Consider the following 16,780-nt stretch of genomic DNA (forward strand, 5'->3'; position numbering starts at 1 on the left):
ATATTAATAAAAAGGCTTTGTTAACAATATATATGTAAATATAATTTTAATACGTGAGAAGACGTACTTTATTACCGAATTATATTTTTATGTAGGTTAATTGAATCCATTTTGCTATTAATTGCAGAAAGATATTTATAAGGGAGGGTATTATTAATGTTGAAGGAGTTAAAAAAGGATACTTTAAGCAAACTTATATATTTTATACCGAAAGATAAGCATTCAGTAGAAGATGTCAAGGAAATTTTAAATAACCATCCAGAGATAGAATTTGTATCATTAGTTGGTATAGATTTAAGAGGTAATGATACTGATGAAAAAATACCGAGTAGTGTTTTTTTAGAAGATATAGATACGTTCATTCAAACTGGAATTCAAACAGATGGTTCAAGTGTTGTTCTTGATAATATAGCAACTTTAAATGATGCTAAAGTAGAAATAATTCCAGATAAAGATGTGGATTGGTTTGTTGATTACAATTTCCAGAATTCAAATGATGAAACACATCTTCCTGTCGGTACTTTGAGAATACCTTCGTTTTTAGTACATAACGGAAATAGAGTATGCTCAAGATCTATACTAAAAAAATCTATAGATAATTTTAAGAAAGAGATTTTGGGACTGCTTTGTAAAAATACTGCTGTGTTAAATTCTGTTGGAATTGAAGATTGTGATGAAATAAAAGAAATAGTACTAACGTCAGCTACAGAACTTGAATTTTGGGTCAACACACCTGAAGATAAAGCTGATGAAGAAAAGCTTTCTACATCACAAAATCTAAAAGAACAATATTGGAAGAGAACTCAAGGTACAGTTAGAACAGCATTAGAAAAAAGTATATATTTAATGGAAAAATACGGTGTAAATCCCGAAATGGGACATAAAGAAGTGGGAGGAATAACTTCAGTTATTAACTCAAGAGGAAAATCTAATCATGTTATGGAACAGCTTGAAATAGATTGGAAATATAGCGATGCTATTCAAGCAGCGGATAATGAACTTATAATTAGAAATTTAGTAAATGATGTATTTAAACATTATGGACTAGAAGTTACATTTGCTGCAAAACCAATAGAAGGTGTAGCCGGAAGTGGAGAACATACACATTTGGGTGTAGCTGCAAAGCTAAGCAATGGAAAGATAGTGAATTTATTTTCACCATCTGATATGAATGCTGAATATGCAAGTCCTATTGGATTTGGTGCGCTAATGGGAATTTTAAAGAACTACGAAATGCTTAATCCTTTTGTAACTTCTTCAAATGATGCTTTAAATAGATTGAAACCTGGATTCGAAGCTCCTATTTGTATTGTATCATCGCTTGGAAAAAGTGTAGATAATCCATCAAGAAATAGATCTATATTAGTTGGTTTGATAAGAGATTTGGAAAATCCATTAGCTACAAGATTTGAATTGAGAGCTCCAAATCCTATGTCAAATACGTATATAATAATAGCAGCATCTTATCAAGTTATGCTTGATGGAATAAAGTATGCAGTAGAAAATAAAAAGACATCTAAAGAACTTGAAATTGAATTTTCTAAAAAATCGGGCGAAATAACTGGATATTTAGAAAAACATAGAGAATACAGAAGTGAAGAAGATGTTTTTGAATTTTATACAGAAGAACAACGAAATAATTTATTTGGAACACCTCCTAAGACTGTTTGGGAAAATGCTAAGAATTTCATTTTGCATGAAAATAAGAAAAAAGCATTAACATATAATGATGTTTTTACGGAACAAACAATAGATTCATTTAGACAATCTATTATAAATCAATGGTTGAGAGAATTGAAAGATAGAATAATAAGTGAAAATATGGAAATAGTAAGATCTTGTAAAAAAGCTCATTTTGAAGATGTTACAGATTTAGATATAGTTAATTGGCAAAAAATACACACATTAAGATGCTATCTAATGAAAGATAAAACTGATGAAAAATCTTTATTTACAAGAATAAGAGATTCAATAGATGAGCAAGATTATGATTTAGTATCTACTCTTCAAGTAGAAATGAATGAAAAAATAAAATTACTTAAAGAATTATATATAACATATAAGAAAAATTTATTTTAGTTAAGAACTAAATTTAATAAGAATTAAGAATAATGGTTATTTAAGGCTAGATTTCATTAGAAAATCTAGCCTTTTAAATTTTTGATAGTGAAAACGGCAAATGCTTATAAAACTATGTAAAATAAAGTAGAGGCTTATAGTTTTTACTATAAGCCTCTACTTTATTTTACTACTCTGAACACACCTTTTAAAGTACCTAATATTTTAACATTATTAAAATACATAGGTTCCATGTAAGGATTCTCTGGCTGAAGTCTAATTCTGTTCTCTTCTTTAAAAAATCTTTTTACTGTAGATTCGTTATCTTCTGTTAGAACAACTACTATTTCCCCATTTCTAGCAGTATTTTGTTTATTTACTATAATATAATCTCCATCTAATATTCCGGCATTAATCATACTATCACCCTGTACTCTTAACATAAAAGTATTGTTAGCATCTATTAAACTAGATGGTAGAGGAATCAATTCTTCTATGTTTTCAATAGCTAAAATAGGAGAACCTGCCGTAACGTTTCCAACTAAAGGAATATCGATCGTTTTCTTTCTGCTAAAAATATCCTCCTCATTTGAATCGAGAATTTCTATAGCTCTAGGTTTTGTCTTATCTTTTCGAATATATCCTTTTTCTTCTAACTTACTTAGATGAGAGTGGACTGTAGATGTTGATTTCAAATTTACTGCACTACATATTTCCCTAACAGATGGTGGATAGCCCTTTTTATTGATTTGTAGTTTTAAAAAGTTTAAAATTTCTATTTGTTTATCAGTTAAATTTGAATACATTTTTAATATCCTCCCATCATAGTCTTATGAATTATATTATAACATTAAATCAAAAGAAAGACAAACGTTTGTTCTTTTTTTATTGACTTAGAACATTTGTTCTGTTATACTTTAATCAGAACAAATGTTCTGGAAATGAAGAGGGGGAAATGTCTATGAAAAAGAATTTAGTTTACATAATAATATTATTTTTAACAATAAGTTTATTGAGTGGATTTTCGGGTTTTAAAAAATATAAGAATATAGTAGAGTATGAAACTGTTAATGTAACGCAAGGAGATACTCTTTGGAATATAGCAAAAGAAAATATATCTGAAAAAGAGGATATAAGAGATTATATATACATGATAAGAAAAGTTAATAATTTAGAAAGTGTAAATATACATCCTGGAGATCAACTACTAATTCCTGTTTATGAAAAAGAGTAGAAGCTAATATATTAGCTTCTACTCTTTTTTATCTTCTAACCATTCAAAGTTTTTAACAATTTCTCTTTTTACATTTTTCTTATGAGCTGCATAAAGTTGAGTTGTAGTTACATTATCATGGTCTAATAAATTTTGTACATCATATATTGAAAATCCGTACTGTATCAAAGAAGTGGCAGATGTGGCTCTTAATTTATGAGGACTATATCCGCTACCGCGAGGTATACCCATAGCTATTGATGTATACTTTATAACCAATTCTCTTATTGCTTTTAATGTCATCCTTTTATTTTGAAGAGATAAAAAAAGAGCATCTTTATATTGAACTTCAAGATAATCAGAATTTGTTCTTTCGCTTTTAATGTAATCTAGAACAACTGATTCGCAAGTTTTATTGAGGGGCATTAAAGCTTCTTTTCCTCTTTTTCTATAGATTTTAAATTCTCCTCTAGTAAAGTTGAATGACGAAATATTAAGTTCTCTAAGTTCGCTAAGTCTCAAACCGTATGTAATGAACAATATCAAGATGGCTTTATCTCTTAATTTTGTTTTTTTCCAATAGATTTTTTCTTTTTCAGTTAAGCCTTGACCAGATTCAACTGCATCTATCATTTTTGCAACTTCATCAATTTCTAATCTTTTTATGGCATCTGGTTGTGGCTTTGGCAGTTTTATAGGATTGAAACCATCTGTAATATTTTGATTTATTTGTTCATTTCTATATAAGAATTTAAACAAAGAAGATAACGAAGATTTTTTTCTAGCTAATGATCTGTTGTTATTTTCAAATACTTGTGTATTCTTATTTGTTTTTTTATAGTATCTTGAACAATAATCTCCTAAAAATAAATTAATATCTCTTGCTTTAATATTGTTAAATTCATCAATACTTATATCTGTGCAACTAGTTGATGTTGTTAAATCTGATTCGTTTACTAAATATTTGCAAAAAAACAAAATGTCTTCTAAATAAGCTAATCGAGTTGATGAAACAACTGCACTTTTAAGATATACAAAAAAATCTTTCATATATTTAGGTAACTGTTTTTCAACATTAATACAATTTTCAATTATTGAATTTTCCTTTAGAACTATGTTATCTGGTTTATCTGATTTATTATGTATTTTTAGATTCTTGTGCAATTAAAACACTCCTTGCGTATAAATATTATAATATTCATATGATATCAATTTAAGTTGTAAAAAACAAGAGTTATACAAATTCCGAACAATTTGGCAGGGTCTAAAATTAAAAACCTCGGGAAAATTTTATAAAAACACGAATTATATCTATATTTTAATATATAAAATACGGGAAAAGAGGTTACTTTTTACTCTATAATTCAAATGAGTATCAAGCAAAATTAGTATCTGATCTTTTTTCGAATAAAGTATTTAATAAAATGTAAATTTTGATGATAATATTTAACTTAACTGTAATATAAATAAGAATTTTATTATACTTATTTATATTTAATGCTATAATAAACATTAAAATAAGTTATATAAAAAGGAAGTGTTATTATTGATTAAATGTAATTTTGATGGTGCTTGTAATAACAATGGAAACAAAGAGGCTGATACTGGATTGGGATATGCTATTTACGATACAAAACATAATGTTTATTTAAAAGAAATATCCTTATATGGAGGAAACGGTACTAATAATACAGCTGAATATAAGGCTTTAATAGAATGTATGAAGGATTTGATCGGATTAGGTTTGATTAAAGAAGAGATAAACATATATGGAGATTCTGATCTTATAATAAAACAAGTTATAGGACAGTGGAAGTGTAAAAAAGAACATTTAATTCCTCTTAGAGATGAAGCTGTTAAACTTATGAATAAATTTGATGATTTAAATATAAAATGGGTGCCTAGAAATGAAAATGCCCTGGCAGATAAATTATCAAAAGAAGGAATAAATCAAAAAAATGCTATAAAAGATATAAATGACGATAAAACAATAAACAAAGAAGTTCTCCCGATAACCGTATTTAATTTAGGGGATGGTATATACAAGGTTGTAGATCGAGGATGCTTTTATGCGGTTGATATCAATAGAAAGTTTTGTTCTTGCCCAGAAAATCAAAAAAATAAAGAAAAGTGTAATCATATAATGTATATAGAAAATATGTAAAAACGGATATTTATGTATTTAAGCAGATTAATTGCAATGAAAAGGGGGGGAAGATTTTATGAATATTATAGATTTAACTCATTTGATTTATCCAAACATGCCTGTTTTTCCAGGTACCGATACACCTGTTTTGGAAAAGGCCAACACTATAGAAAAAGATGGTTTTTGTGAAATGAAAATGACCATGTATTCTCATACAGGTACACATATAGATGCTCCTGCACATATGCTAAAAGATGGAGTTACATTAGATAAATTAGATGTAAATAACTTCATAGGTACAGCTATTATTTTAGAATTTAAGGACAAAAAACATATAAAGTTAAAAGATATACTGCCATATAAAGATAAAATAGCCAAATCTGATTTTGTAATAATTAAAACTGGATGGAGTAAGTTTTGGGGTAAAAAAGAATATTTTGAAGAGTTTCCATCTATAAATATAGATGTAGCTAATTGGTTGGTTAATTTTAATTTAAAGGGGATAGGTGTAGATGCTATATCTATAGATGATATGAAATCTACTTCATTTGAAGTCCATAAAACATTAATGAAAAATAATCTGATTATAATAGAGAATCTTACTAATTTAGAGAAAATAGAAGATACTTTTTTTACATTGACAGTTTTACCTTTAAAAACACTTAATGCTGATGGAGCTCCTGTAAGAGCTATAGCTGTTATATAGTAAAATTTCATAATATAAATGAACTAGTTTACATACATGAGTATGATATTTAGTTCATTTATATTATGAATAGCGTTTTTACTATTAAATATTATCTATATCCTTTATATCATAAACTTCATTATATTCACAGTACTGTATAGCATTAAAAATATTATCTGAAATATCCTGGGATACATCTTTATTAAAAAACAATATTCCTATACTTTTATATTTATCACATATAACATCTTTAGCAACTATTTTTCCTTCGTATCCAGCCAATACATCATTTATTTCTTCTCCGAGTTTAGAAAAGATTTCATCTTGTTTCCAAGCTATAAATCCTATAAAAGATTTTGTTATACACTCGTCAAAACCTTTATTTATTAATATTTCTTTCCAAGTTATATTTTCTATGTTCATAAATAAAACCTCCTATAATAAATAATACTAATTTTAGATTAACCTTATTTAAGTTGTATTATTCTACCATGCCATGGATCTAAAAACATAAGATGAGTAAATTCATATTATAAAAAATAATATATATTTTCATGTATAAAAATTATAAAACAGTCTAAAATAAAATGTACAATATTAAATACTGGAGGAATATTATGGATAATTTAAGTATTGCAGCTATAAGAATAGATCAAAGAACAGATTCTGCTACTAAAGTACAAGAAATATTAACTCAAAATGGAGATATGATTTTAAATAGATTTGGTATGCATGATCCTATAGAGGTGAATACAGGTCTAATAACATTGAACTTAAGAGCAGAAAAAAACAGAATAAATAATATGATAAATGAATTGAGTAGACTAAATGGAGTAAGAGTTAATCATATGGAAGTATAAAATAAAGCAGTTCAAGTAATTTGAACTGCTTTATTAATGAAAAATAGTGGGGATGATGTTTGATATACATAAGCCATGGATAGATTATTAAGTAAAATATCATTAGAATCATATTAACAGATATTATCAATAGAAACGGTGAAATCAAGTAGCTATTTGATTAGAGATATTTTATAATAAATTATTTGATATCTTAATAATTTGAGATTCTATGTAAAATCCAAATAAGTCAAAATTAATTCATTAAATATTTTATATAATTAATTTTAAAATATATAATGAATTAATTATTATAAGATTAATTATATAAAAACATTAGATTTAACATAAAAGGAATTAGAGGGTACCTCTAAAAATAGAATTCAACTAGTCTTTAAATGTATATTTAGGGAATAGTTGAATCTGGAATTATAACTTTTAGTTACATATGCCTTTATATTGCTTGTTTTGTGTATATAATAATATATTTTAGTTTTATTAAAAATATATTATTATTGATTACTGTATCATATATTTTTAAACGTTCAAATTTGACAAGTTTTGCATAAATTTCATGAATATTTATTGTATAGTTTGATTTTATATTTTTATTTAATTTATTTAATATAGTTTTATACATATTAAATTTGATTTTTTCTATTTTAATGAAAATGATTATCACTAGATTTTATTTTATAATTAAAAAACCTCATTGCGTTTGCAATAAGGTTTTTTAATTTGATATCAGTTTAATATTTTTCTATTTACATTCAAAATCATCTATTAACTCAATATATTCTTTTGGTAAAGGTTTTGGCTGCTGAGTATATTTAATTTTATTTAAGGAATTCTTATTTTCTTTTAAAACTATATTATCATCTTTTAATTCTATATACTCCCCTTCCAAAGGCTCTATAGTTACATTTTTACATAAACCACATTTTTTACATTCTTCTCTCATTAAACACTCTCCTCAATATTTAGTTATTAATCTTAGAAATAAATCATAACATTTAATAAATACTGTGTAAATATATCTATTATATAAAGTTAATATAAAATAAAGAATTGTGTATTTTTGATCTATGGGGGTAAAGAAATAATAAAGATTTTAAGCTTTGATTTCAAGAAAAAAGTTAAAAATAGTGAATTTTCTAAAAACTTAAGCTATTCACGTTGTTTATCTGCTATAATAATATATAATAGAAGTTAATATTTAAAAGGGGGTTAGAGTATGTCAAAGGTTATTGATTTTAATTTAGCTAAAAAAAAGATTAAACACAAACAACAAAGTAAAAATAATTATTTTAAAAAAATAAAATTTCAAAATAATAAGGTTTTATTAATGGTATTTATGGTTATACTCAGTATCGTTGGCTTGTTTTCTCTACTGACTCCTTTGAGACAACCTAATAAAGCAGTGGATATAGAGATGAATAGTAGCTCAATTGTAAATTATAATTCAAATTCAAATCTAATGCACAATTATATTTCTTGAAAATATAAAATTATATTTTAAATATTATACGATTTTTTTGTGCCTGATTCAATATTCAATAAATAATCATTAAACAACCTTAAAAAAACAAGGTTTCAAAAATCTTTTTTTTGTATTTTCTAAAGATTGCAAAAAATAAATAATATTTTACATTTTGATCAAATTTAGTTATTGCAAGATGTTAATAATTACAAAAAATAAATTAAAATAAAAAAAGCATGCGTTAAAATGTATGCTTTTTTTTATTTGATTTTAAAAAATGTTATTATTTCTTTTTTTTGAATATAAAAAAAATTGCCAAAAGTCACGCAAGCTTTAATCTATTGATATTTCTAATGAATGTTGTTATAATTATTGTGAATTAGCAAAGCTTTGGAATGAATTGTCATAAAATTCACTCAAGACGATATATTCCATAAGTATATTAAAGACTTTAATTATTATTATAGTTTTTAATATAAATAATTATTTTATTATAATGTAATTATTTTATAAGAAAAATTTTTTACAAGAAATTTAAGGAGGAAATAAAATGAACAAAACATCTAAAGATGTAATCGTAGTAGGATTTGCACTATTTGCAATGTTTTTCGGTGCAGGAAACTTAATATTCCCACCTGCTCTTGGACTTATGACGGGTGATGCTTGGGTACCTGGGTTAATCGGATTTTTATTAACAGGTATAGGAATGCCTGTACTTGGAATTATAGCTGCTTCTAAAGCTGGTGGTAGTTTAAGTGATTTAGCTGACAAAGTTAATCCTACATTTAGTAAAATTATAGGAACAGTTATAATGCTAGCTATAGGACCTCTTTTAGCTATACCTAGAACGGGTGCTACTACTTTTGAAATGGGATTTGCACCTTTATTCCCATCAGTAAGCCCTATATTAGTATCTGTAATATTCTTTGGAGTAACGTTATTCTTAGTTATAAACCCATCTGGAATAGTTGATAAAATAGGAAAAGTTCTTACACCTGTTTTATTAATATCTTTACTTGTTGTTATAATCAAAGGAATTATGAATCCTATAGGATCTCCTGTTGATACAGGAATGCAAAATGCATTTTCAAAAGGATTTACAGAAGGATACCAAACTATGGATGCTTTAGCTTCTATGGTTTTCGCAGGAATAGTAATTGGTTCTTTAGTTCAAAAAGGATACACTGATACTAAAGATCAAATTAAATTAACTGTAATGGCTGGTCTTGTAGCAGCTGCAGGTCTTGCTATTGTATATGGTGGATTAATGTACTTAGGAGCTACATCAAGTGGCGTATTCCCAGCTGATATAGCAAGAACTCAATTAACTATAAGTATTACAGAAAGTATATTAGGTAATGCTGGAAAAGCTTTAATAGGAATATCTGTATCTTTAGCATGTTTAACTACTGCAGTTGGACTTACAGCAACTTGTGGAGAATACTTCTCTAATCTTTCAAATGGTAAAATTGGTTACAAACCTATAGTTATTGGTGTTACTATATTCAGTGCTGTTATGTCTAACTTCGGAGTTGATGCAATAGTTAAAATAGCAGTTCCTCTACTTGTAACAGTATATCCTGTAGGTATAATATTGATCGTTTTCAATATATTTGATGATTACATACCTAATAAAACTGCTTATACAGGAGCGGTATTTGGAGCAGTATGTATCAGTTTATTTGACGCTTTAGCTGCTATGGGTACTCCAGTAACAGCTGTGAGTGAATTAATTTCTAAATTACCTTTAGCTAGTTCAGGATTCGCATGGATATTACCAGCTATAGTAGGATCTATAATTGCTATGGCTACTATGAAGAAAAAGCAAGAAAATGTATAATAAATAAAAAAAATCCTTATCGTCTACTCAAGACGATAAGGATTTTTAAAAAACATATATTTTTTTAGTTTTAATTTTCCGAATTTTTGAATTAAATCTAATATTTGGATTAAACTCAAAATTCTTTAAAAGGGGTGTTATAGAGATATGAATAAACAATCTAAAGATATTATTGTAGTGGGATTTGCACTATTTGCAATGTTCTTTGGTGCAGGAAATTTAATATTCCCTCCTGCTCTTGGTATGCAAACCGGTACTTCTTGGGTTACGGGTTTTCTAGGATTTTTATTAACAGGTATAGGAATGCCTGTACTTGGAATTATAGCTGCTTCTAAAGCTGGTGGTAGTTTAAGTGATTTGGCTGATAAAATAAGCCCAACATTTAGTAAAATATTAGGTACTATTATAGTTTTAGCTATAGGCCCTCTTTTAGCTATACCTAGAACGGGTGCTACTACTTTTGAAATGGGAATTAGACCTTTATTTCCTCAAGTAAGTCCCGTATTAGTATCTATAATATTTTTTGGTATAACACTATATCTAGTTATGAACCCATCTGATATAGTCGATAAAATAGGAAAAGTTCTTACACCTGTTCTATTAATATCTCTTTTAATTATAATTATTAAAGGAATTATAAGTCCTATAGGAATACCTGCTGATACAGGAATCCAAAATGCATTTTCCAATGGATTTACAGAAGGATATCAAACAATGGATGCTTTAGGATCCGTTATACTAGCTGGTATAGTAATAAATTCTTTAATTCAAAAAGGATATACAGATATTAAAGATCAAGTAAAACTATCAACTTTTGCTGGTCTTGTAGCTGCTAGTGGACTTGCTATTATATACGGAGGTTTAATGTATTTAGGAGCTACATCTAATACTGTATTTTCATCTGATATTACAAAGACTCAACTTACAATAAGTATTACAGAAAGTATATTAGGTAATACAGGTAAGATTATAATAGGGTTAGCTGTATCTTTAGCCTGTCTTACTACATCAATAGGACTTACAGCAACTTGCGGTCAATATTTTTCTAAACTATCAAAAGGTAAACTAAGTTATAAGGTAATAGTAATTGGGGTTGCTGTTTTTAGTGCAGTGGTTTCTAATTTTGGAGTTGAAACTATAGTTAAAGTTGCAGTTCCGTTGCTTGTAACGGTTTATCCTATTGTAATAATACTAATAGTTATGAATATTTTCGATGATTACATACCTAATAAAGCTGCTTATACAGGAGCTGTATATGGAGCTTTATGTGTAAGCTTATTTGATGCTTTAAGCGCTATAGGTATACAAATATCAAACATAAATTCTATACTATCTAAATTACCATTAGCAAGTTCTGGTTTTGCATGGTTAACACCGGCTATATTAGGATCTTTAATTGCCATGGCTACTATGAAAAAACAACATACAGTATAATTATCGTGCTTAATTTAATTTTATATATGAAAATTCGAAACTTCTATAATTTATAAATAAAAAAACATCAACTTTCATCCTAAAGTTGATGTTTTTTTATTTTATTTTAAGAAATTATGTTATATAATAAAATTAAGAATTTTTAGAAAAGTTTAACTTTTCAAACAAAACAGAAGGGAGTTTTATTATGAACGTTTCTGATTATGATTTCCCCTCACCTAAATTTATTATATTTCACTATTTTATAAAATGGTTTATAGATAGTTTTGGAATAATACCGTATTTTATATTTATAGTAGGATCTGTATTACTATTTTGTATGTATGCTCTTAGAAAAAGTTTTAAGAAAAATGAATTTGATAAAATAGTTATGATATCAATATTTACATTGATAATAATTGGTGGATTAATAGGTCTTGGATATGATATTAATAATGGATATCCTATAACCTTCAAATAGTTAAGTTAACATCTTTTGAATAAAATCATATATTATATAGAAGATATTTGAAAGGTGTTGAGATTATGATTAATAGATTTTTATATCCATATATGCCATATATTAGACAAATAAAACCTTCTTACATTAGAGTATTACATGCTTCTCCAGATGCTCCACCTGTAGATATATATGCGAATAACAATTTAATAGCTAAAAATATACCTTATAAAGGTTTTACTCCCTATATTAGTGTCGCTCCTGGAAACTATGTAATATCTGTTTTTGTATCTGGAACTACACAAAACCCAGTTTTAGTAAAAAATATTCAGGTTCCTAATGACACAATAGCAACAGTCGCTGCTACAGGTTATGCATCTGATTTAGATTTATTACCTATAGTAGAACCTGTGGAGCCTATACCTAACAACAAAACTATGGTTAGGTTTGTTCACCTATCTCCAAATACACCTAATGTAGATATAACTTTACCTAATGGAACTATATTATTTGAAGATATCGGGTATGAAGAAATAACAGAATATGTACCTGTACCACCGGGTAATTATACAGTTGAAGCCAAAGTTGCAGGAACTGATCAAACAGCTTTAACAGTACCTAATATTAACCTTAAACCTAACAGATTTTATAGTATATACGCAGTTGGTTTTTTAGATGACAGACCTCCTCTACAAGTATTAATACCTTTAGATGGAAATAGTTATATAAAATAAGGACCTCTATATTTTTAGAGGTTTTTTATTTTGTTTATAAATATAGTTTACATATAATTCAAAAAATTGGTATAATCGTTTAAAAGGAGATGATAAAGTGAAAATTCTTATATTAAGTCTTTTGATAGGAATTTTATTAGGAAGCTTCAAAATTATTCCTAATAAATACCTTAAATTAAATTCAAAATTTCAATTATTTGCTCTTATACTACTTTTGTTTTCAATGGGTATATCAATAGGATCTAATAAAGAGATGTTTAATTCAATTAATACATTAGGATTGCAAGCTATATCTTTTTCTATAATGACTATAATATTTAGTACATTAGTTTTGTATCTAATAACTAATTTATTTTTTAATACAAAAGAATTCCAAAAGGAGGATACTGAAAAATGATATATTATATTATATCGGCTTTATTACTAGGTGTACTTTCAGGGTATTATATAGTTCCTGAGAATATATTAAAAAATATAGATTTAATATCAACTATAGCTTTGAACCTATTAATTTTATCTGTTGGAATTGATCTTGGAGAAAATAAATCTGTTTTTGAAAAAATAAAAGAACGAGGATTATAAATTCTTTTAATACCATTTTCAGTTGTTATAGGAAGTTGTATTGGAGGTATTGTATGTGCTTTTATATACAAAATTCCTATTAATATAGCTCTTTCTATATCGTGCGGCTTTGGATGGTATAGTCTTTCGGCTGTAATACTGTCTAAAATATGTAGTGCTCAAATAGGAACAATAGCTTTTTTAAGCAATGTTTTTAGAGAAATGCTATCTGTTCTATTAATACCTGTAATAGCTAAACGAATGAATCATATAACATCAATAGCACCTGCTGGGGCTACTTCTATGGATTCTACACTACCAGTTATAATAAAATGTACAGATGAAGAAACGGTTGTAATGGCATTTATAAACGGGGCTATCCTATCCATATTAGTACCAGTATTAGTACCACTTGTATATAACATGTTTGGATAAATATATGTTTAAGAAATTTGAATGGGGAAATGATAAAAAGTTTTTCACTACTTTTTATCATTTCCCCATTTTGATAATTCATTTGGTATTAAACCGCATTTTTGAAGTTGAATAAATATCTGCAATGTGTTTTTAAAATCTCTTGCTTTCGTTGTTATTTTTAATACACAGTTCATAAAAAAGCCTCCTCTAGTTATCTTTTTCTATAAATAATATTCTTAAACATTGATAATTATTCTTAGAATTGTAACTTAAGGAGGCTTTTTAGATTGTAATTGTATCTATATTAGAAAACTTTTCCAGGATTTAAAATATTTTTAGGATCAAATGATAATTTGATATTTTTAAATAGATTCATCATTAATTCACCTTCAGATGATTTAAGATAAGGTCTTTTTGCATAACCTATTCCATGCTCACCCGATACCTTACCTTCTAATTCTATAGCTTTTGAATACATTAACTTAAATACTTCATCAAGCTTTTTATTCCAAGTATTATCGTCAAGTTCATCTCTTAGTATATATATATGTAGGTTTCCATCTCCAGCGTGTCCAAATCCCTTTATTCTTATATTGCATTTATGTTGAAGATCATCCGCAAACTTAACAAACTCAGCTATTTTATTTCTAGGTACAACAACATCACATTCATCCATTTCTGTAGTTGATGCTTTAATAGCTTCTAAAAATGCTCCTCTAGCCTTCCATATAGAATCTTGTCTTTCTTGTGTATTTGATATAAGTACATCAAAAGCTCCAGAATCTAGACATATATGAGCAACTTTTTCATATGCTTTTTCTATTTCTTGAGTAGAATTACCATCAAATGTAAGCAATAGATATGCATCTGCAGAACTATCAGGAAATTTCATACCTAAAAATTCTTCAGAAGCTAAAATAACATCTTTAACCATATATTCTATAGCAGTAGGTATAATCTTAGATTTAATAATCTTAGGGACTGTTTCTATAGCAGCTTCTAAATTTACAAATGGTATCAGTAAACTTATAGATTTTTTAGGTAAAGGAAGTAACTTTAAGGTAGCTTTAGTAACTATGCCTAATGTACCTTCTGATCCTACTATTAAATCTTTCAAGCTATATCCAGAGCTGTTTTTTACAACTTTACCTCCTACACTGATAATTTCTCCATTTGATAAAACTACTTCAAGAGCCCTTACATAATCTCTTGTAACCCCATACTTAACAGCTCTCATTCCACCAGCATTTGTATTTATATTTCCTGCTATAGTGGCGCTTTTTTCACCTGGATCTGGTGGATAAAAAAGATCATGTTCTTCTACGTATTTTGATAGTTCCATTAATAAAACACCGGGTTCTACATCTAAAGTTAGATTATCTTCATCTAACTCTAATATTTTGTTCATGTTACTCATATTAATCATTATTCCTCCATATAGAGGAACTGCTGCTCCAACAAGACCAGTACCTTGTCCTCTAGGAGTTACAGGTATATTATTTTTATATGCATATTTCATAATTTTTGATACTTCTTCAGTTGATAAAACTTCTACTAGAACTTCTGGATATTTTTTTATTCCTGCTAATTCATCATGACTAAAATCTTCATTAATTTCCTCTCCAACAAACACTCTATCTTTTGTACAAATCGAAACTAAAAAATCTATATCATATTTATCTATTTTTTTATAATCCATATTAAGCCCCCCTAACCTTTACTAGCTGCAACTAAATTATCTAATAATACTTCATCATTACTTAGCTTTTCTATTAATCCCGGAATAACTTCATAAATATCTCCAATTATTCCATAGTGTGCGCAATTAAATATAGGTGCATTTTCATCTTTATTAATGGCTATTATACAATCAGACTTGTTCATTCCCGCTACAAATTGAATAGCTCCAGATACTCCGCAAGTTATAATTAATTTAGGTTTTACAGTTCGCCCACTTAGTCCTATTTGTTTCTTTGCATCAACCCATCCAGATTCAATTAAGGGGCGTGTAACAGCTACTTTAGCATTTAGAATATTTGACAATTTATAAATCATATTCATATCTTCTAATTTACGTATTGCTCTTCCTGCTACAATAATAACTTCCGCCTCTTCAATTCCAGATACTTTTTCTTTATCTCTTACTTCTAAAACCGATATAGAAGAACTTAATTTATCTTCTTCTATATCGCAAACAATTATTTCTCCTTTTGTATTAATACTTTTTTCAGGAGCAGAGAATATTTTGTATCTAACAGTTGCAAATTGTGGTCTATGATTAGGAGTATATATATGAGCCATTATATTTCCACCAAATGCTGGTCTAATTTGATCTAAATCTGTATTCTCCTGAACATCTAATATTGTACAGTCTGCAGTTAGTCCTGTTTTGAACCTAGCTGCTACTCTAGGAGCTAAAGATCTTCCTATTGTAGTTCCTCCTACTAAAGCTATACTAGGTTTTGTTTTACTTATAAAATCTTCGAAAGCTGCAGCGTATGGTTCTATTCTAAAATGTTTAAGTTCTTTATTGTCATATATATAAACTTTATCTACTCCATAATGTAAAAGTTCTTTTGCACTACCTTTTATATCATCACCTATAAATAAACAATATACAGGATGATTTATTTTATCAGCCATTTCTTTTGCTTTTCCTATGAGTTCGAATGTAACTGGATGTATATTTCCATCAACATGGTCTACATATACTACAATTCCTCTCCATTCATCTTTATTAATTTCTATTTTATTGGTCTCTATATATTCAAATACACCTTTAGGACCTTTTTTTACACATATCTTACACATTTTACAAGCAGCATTAATGTCTAACTTACCGTTGTTGCATTCTATGGCATTGAATGGGCAAAGAGATGTTAATTCTTCTGGGTTTTTTATTTTATCATTATTAATAACTATTTTTGCCAT

General features: G+C 27.4%; 18 protein-coding genes and 1 pseudogene. 12 read left to right on the forward strand and 7 right to left on the reverse strand.

The features are described from left to right. Window positions 1-156 precede the first annotated feature (156 nt). Entirely contained in the window at window positions 157-2,079 is a 1,923-nt protein-coding gene (locus P4S50_RS08150) for a type I glutamate--ammonia ligase (RefSeq protein WP_277734300.1), read from the forward strand. Window positions 2,080-2,240: 161 nt separating this feature from the next. Here the strand turns inward: P4S50_RS08150 and lexA are convergent, their stop codons facing one another. Continuing rightward, a complete protein-coding gene (gene lexA / locus P4S50_RS08155) occupies window positions 2,241-2,864 on the reverse strand; it encodes a transcriptional repressor LexA (protein WP_277734301.1) in 624 nt (207 codons plus the stop codon). A 155-nt stretch (window positions 2,865-3,019) separates the two neighbouring features. Here lexA and yneA point away from each other — a divergent pair, with 155 nt between their 5' ends. Continuing rightward, window positions 3,020-3,292, forward strand: a complete 273-nt coding sequence (gene yneA, locus P4S50_RS08160; protein ID WP_277734302.1) for a cell division suppressor protein YneA — start codon at window positions 3,020-3,022, stop codon at window positions 3,290-3,292. Window positions 3,293-3,310: 18 nt separating this feature from the next. On the opposite strand, the gene P4S50_RS08165 is transcribed toward yneA, so the two are convergent. Continuing rightward, window positions 3,311-4,435, reverse strand: a complete 1,125-nt coding sequence (locus P4S50_RS08165; protein ID WP_277734303.1) for a tyrosine-type recombinase/integrase — start codon at window positions 4,433-4,435, stop codon at window positions 3,311-3,313. Window positions 4,436-4,817: 382 nt separating this feature from the next. On the opposite strand from P4S50_RS08165, the gene P4S50_RS08170 reads away from it, so the two are divergent. Beyond that, a complete protein-coding gene (locus P4S50_RS08170; protein ID WP_277734306.1) occupies window positions 4,818-5,435 on the forward strand; it encodes a ribonuclease HI family protein in 618 nt (205 codons plus the stop codon). Window positions 5,436-5,493: 58 nt separating this feature from the next. Further along, window positions 5,494-6,123, forward strand: a complete 630-nt coding sequence (locus P4S50_RS08175; RefSeq protein WP_277734308.1) for a cyclase family protein — start codon at window positions 5,494-5,496, stop codon at window positions 6,121-6,123. 84 nt (window positions 6,124-6,207) lie between these two features. Here P4S50_RS08175 and P4S50_RS08180 read toward each other — a convergent pair whose 3' ends face one another. Continuing rightward, window positions 6,208-6,528, reverse strand: coding sequence for a hypothetical protein (locus P4S50_RS08180; protein ID WP_277734309.1), 321 nt, complete (start codon window positions 6,526-6,528; stop codon window positions 6,208-6,210). A gap of 194 nt (window positions 6,529-6,722) precedes the next feature. Between P4S50_RS08180 and P4S50_RS08185 the strand changes: the two genes are divergently transcribed. Beyond that, window positions 6,723-6,965 carry a hypothetical protein gene (locus P4S50_RS08185; RefSeq protein WP_277734310.1) on the forward strand — a complete coding sequence of 81 codons (243 nt, stop codon included), beginning with the start codon at window positions 6,723-6,725 and terminating at the stop codon, window positions 6,963-6,965. A gap of 739 nt (window positions 6,966-7,704) precedes the next feature. Here the strand turns inward: P4S50_RS08185 and P4S50_RS08190 are convergent. After that, on the reverse strand, window positions 7,705-7,905 hold the full coding sequence (locus tag P4S50_RS08190) for a hypothetical protein (RefSeq protein ID WP_277734311.1): 201 nt from the start codon (window positions 7,903-7,905) through the stop codon (window positions 7,705-7,707). A gap of 273 nt (window positions 7,906-8,178) precedes the next feature. Here P4S50_RS08190 and P4S50_RS08195 point away from each other — a divergent pair, with 273 nt between their 5' ends. From P4S50_RS08195 to P4S50_RS08225, 7 genes and pseudogenes are all read left to right on the forward strand, one after another. Beyond that, window positions 8,179-8,442 carry a hypothetical protein gene (locus tag P4S50_RS08195; RefSeq protein ID WP_277734312.1) on the forward strand — a complete coding sequence of 88 codons (264 nt, stop codon included), beginning with the start codon at window positions 8,179-8,181 and terminating at the stop codon, window positions 8,440-8,442. A 532-nt stretch (window positions 8,443-8,974) separates the two neighbouring features. Next, on the forward strand, window positions 8,975-10,264 hold the full coding sequence (gene brnQ, locus P4S50_RS08200; protein ID WP_277734314.1) for a branched-chain amino acid transport system II carrier protein: 1,290 nt from the start codon (window positions 8,975-8,977) through the stop codon (window positions 10,262-10,264). Between the two features lie 147 nt (window positions 10,265-10,411). Continuing rightward, on the forward strand, window positions 10,412-11,698 hold the full coding sequence (gene brnQ, locus P4S50_RS08205) for a branched-chain amino acid transport system II carrier protein (RefSeq protein ID WP_277734316.1): 1,287 nt from the start codon (window positions 10,412-10,414) through the stop codon (window positions 11,696-11,698). Between the two features lie 187 nt (window positions 11,699-11,885). Continuing rightward, complete coding sequence (locus tag P4S50_RS08210; protein ID WP_277734318.1) at window positions 11,886-12,158, forward strand: hypothetical protein; 273 nt, start codon at window positions 11,886-11,888, stop codon at window positions 12,156-12,158. A gap of 65 nt (window positions 12,159-12,223) precedes the next feature. Then, window positions 12,224-12,871, forward strand: a complete 648-nt coding sequence (locus P4S50_RS08215) for a DUF4397 domain-containing protein (RefSeq protein WP_277734320.1) — start codon at window positions 12,224-12,226, stop codon at window positions 12,869-12,871. A 97-nt stretch (window positions 12,872-12,968) separates the two neighbouring features. Continuing rightward, window positions 12,969-13,268 carry a LysO family transporter gene (locus P4S50_RS08220; protein WP_277734322.1) on the forward strand — a complete coding sequence of 100 codons (300 nt, stop codon included), beginning with the start codon at window positions 12,969-12,971 and terminating at the stop codon, window positions 13,266-13,268. Further along, a pseudogene (locus tag P4S50_RS08225) lies at window positions 13,265-13,867 on the forward strand (LysO family transporter). The gene P4S50_RS08220 and the pseudogene P4S50_RS08225 overlap by 4 nt, the downstream one beginning before the upstream one ends. A 47-nt stretch (window positions 13,868-13,914) precedes the next feature. Here P4S50_RS08225 and P4S50_RS08230 read toward each other — a convergent pair. The 3 genes from P4S50_RS08230 to P4S50_RS08240 all read right to left on the reverse strand — a co-directional run bounded on the left by P4S50_RS08230 (window position 13,915) and on the right by P4S50_RS08240 (window position 16,780). Then, window positions 13,915-14,043 carry a hypothetical protein gene (locus P4S50_RS08230; protein WP_277734323.1) on the reverse strand — a complete coding sequence of 43 codons (129 nt, stop codon included), beginning with the start codon at window positions 14,041-14,043 and terminating at the stop codon, window positions 13,915-13,917. 110 nt (window positions 14,044-14,153) lie between these two features. Next, window positions 14,154-15,548 (reverse strand): FAD-binding oxidoreductase, encoded by a 1,395-nt coding sequence (locus tag P4S50_RS08235; protein WP_277734325.1) that lies wholly within the window; start codon window positions 15,546-15,548, stop codon window positions 14,154-14,156. Between the two features lie 11 nt (window positions 15,549-15,559). Next, window positions 15,560-16,780 carry an electron transfer flavoprotein subunit alpha/FixB family protein gene (locus tag P4S50_RS08240; protein ID WP_277734326.1) on the reverse strand — a complete coding sequence of 407 codons (1,221 nt, stop codon included), beginning with the start codon at window positions 16,778-16,780 and terminating at the stop codon, window positions 15,560-15,562.

Source organism: Tepidibacter hydrothermalis (assembly GCF_029542625.1).
In the GTDB taxonomy this organism is placed as follows: Bacteria; Bacillota; Clostridia; order Peptostreptococcales; family Peptostreptococcaceae; genus Tepidibacter_A; species Tepidibacter_A hydrothermalis.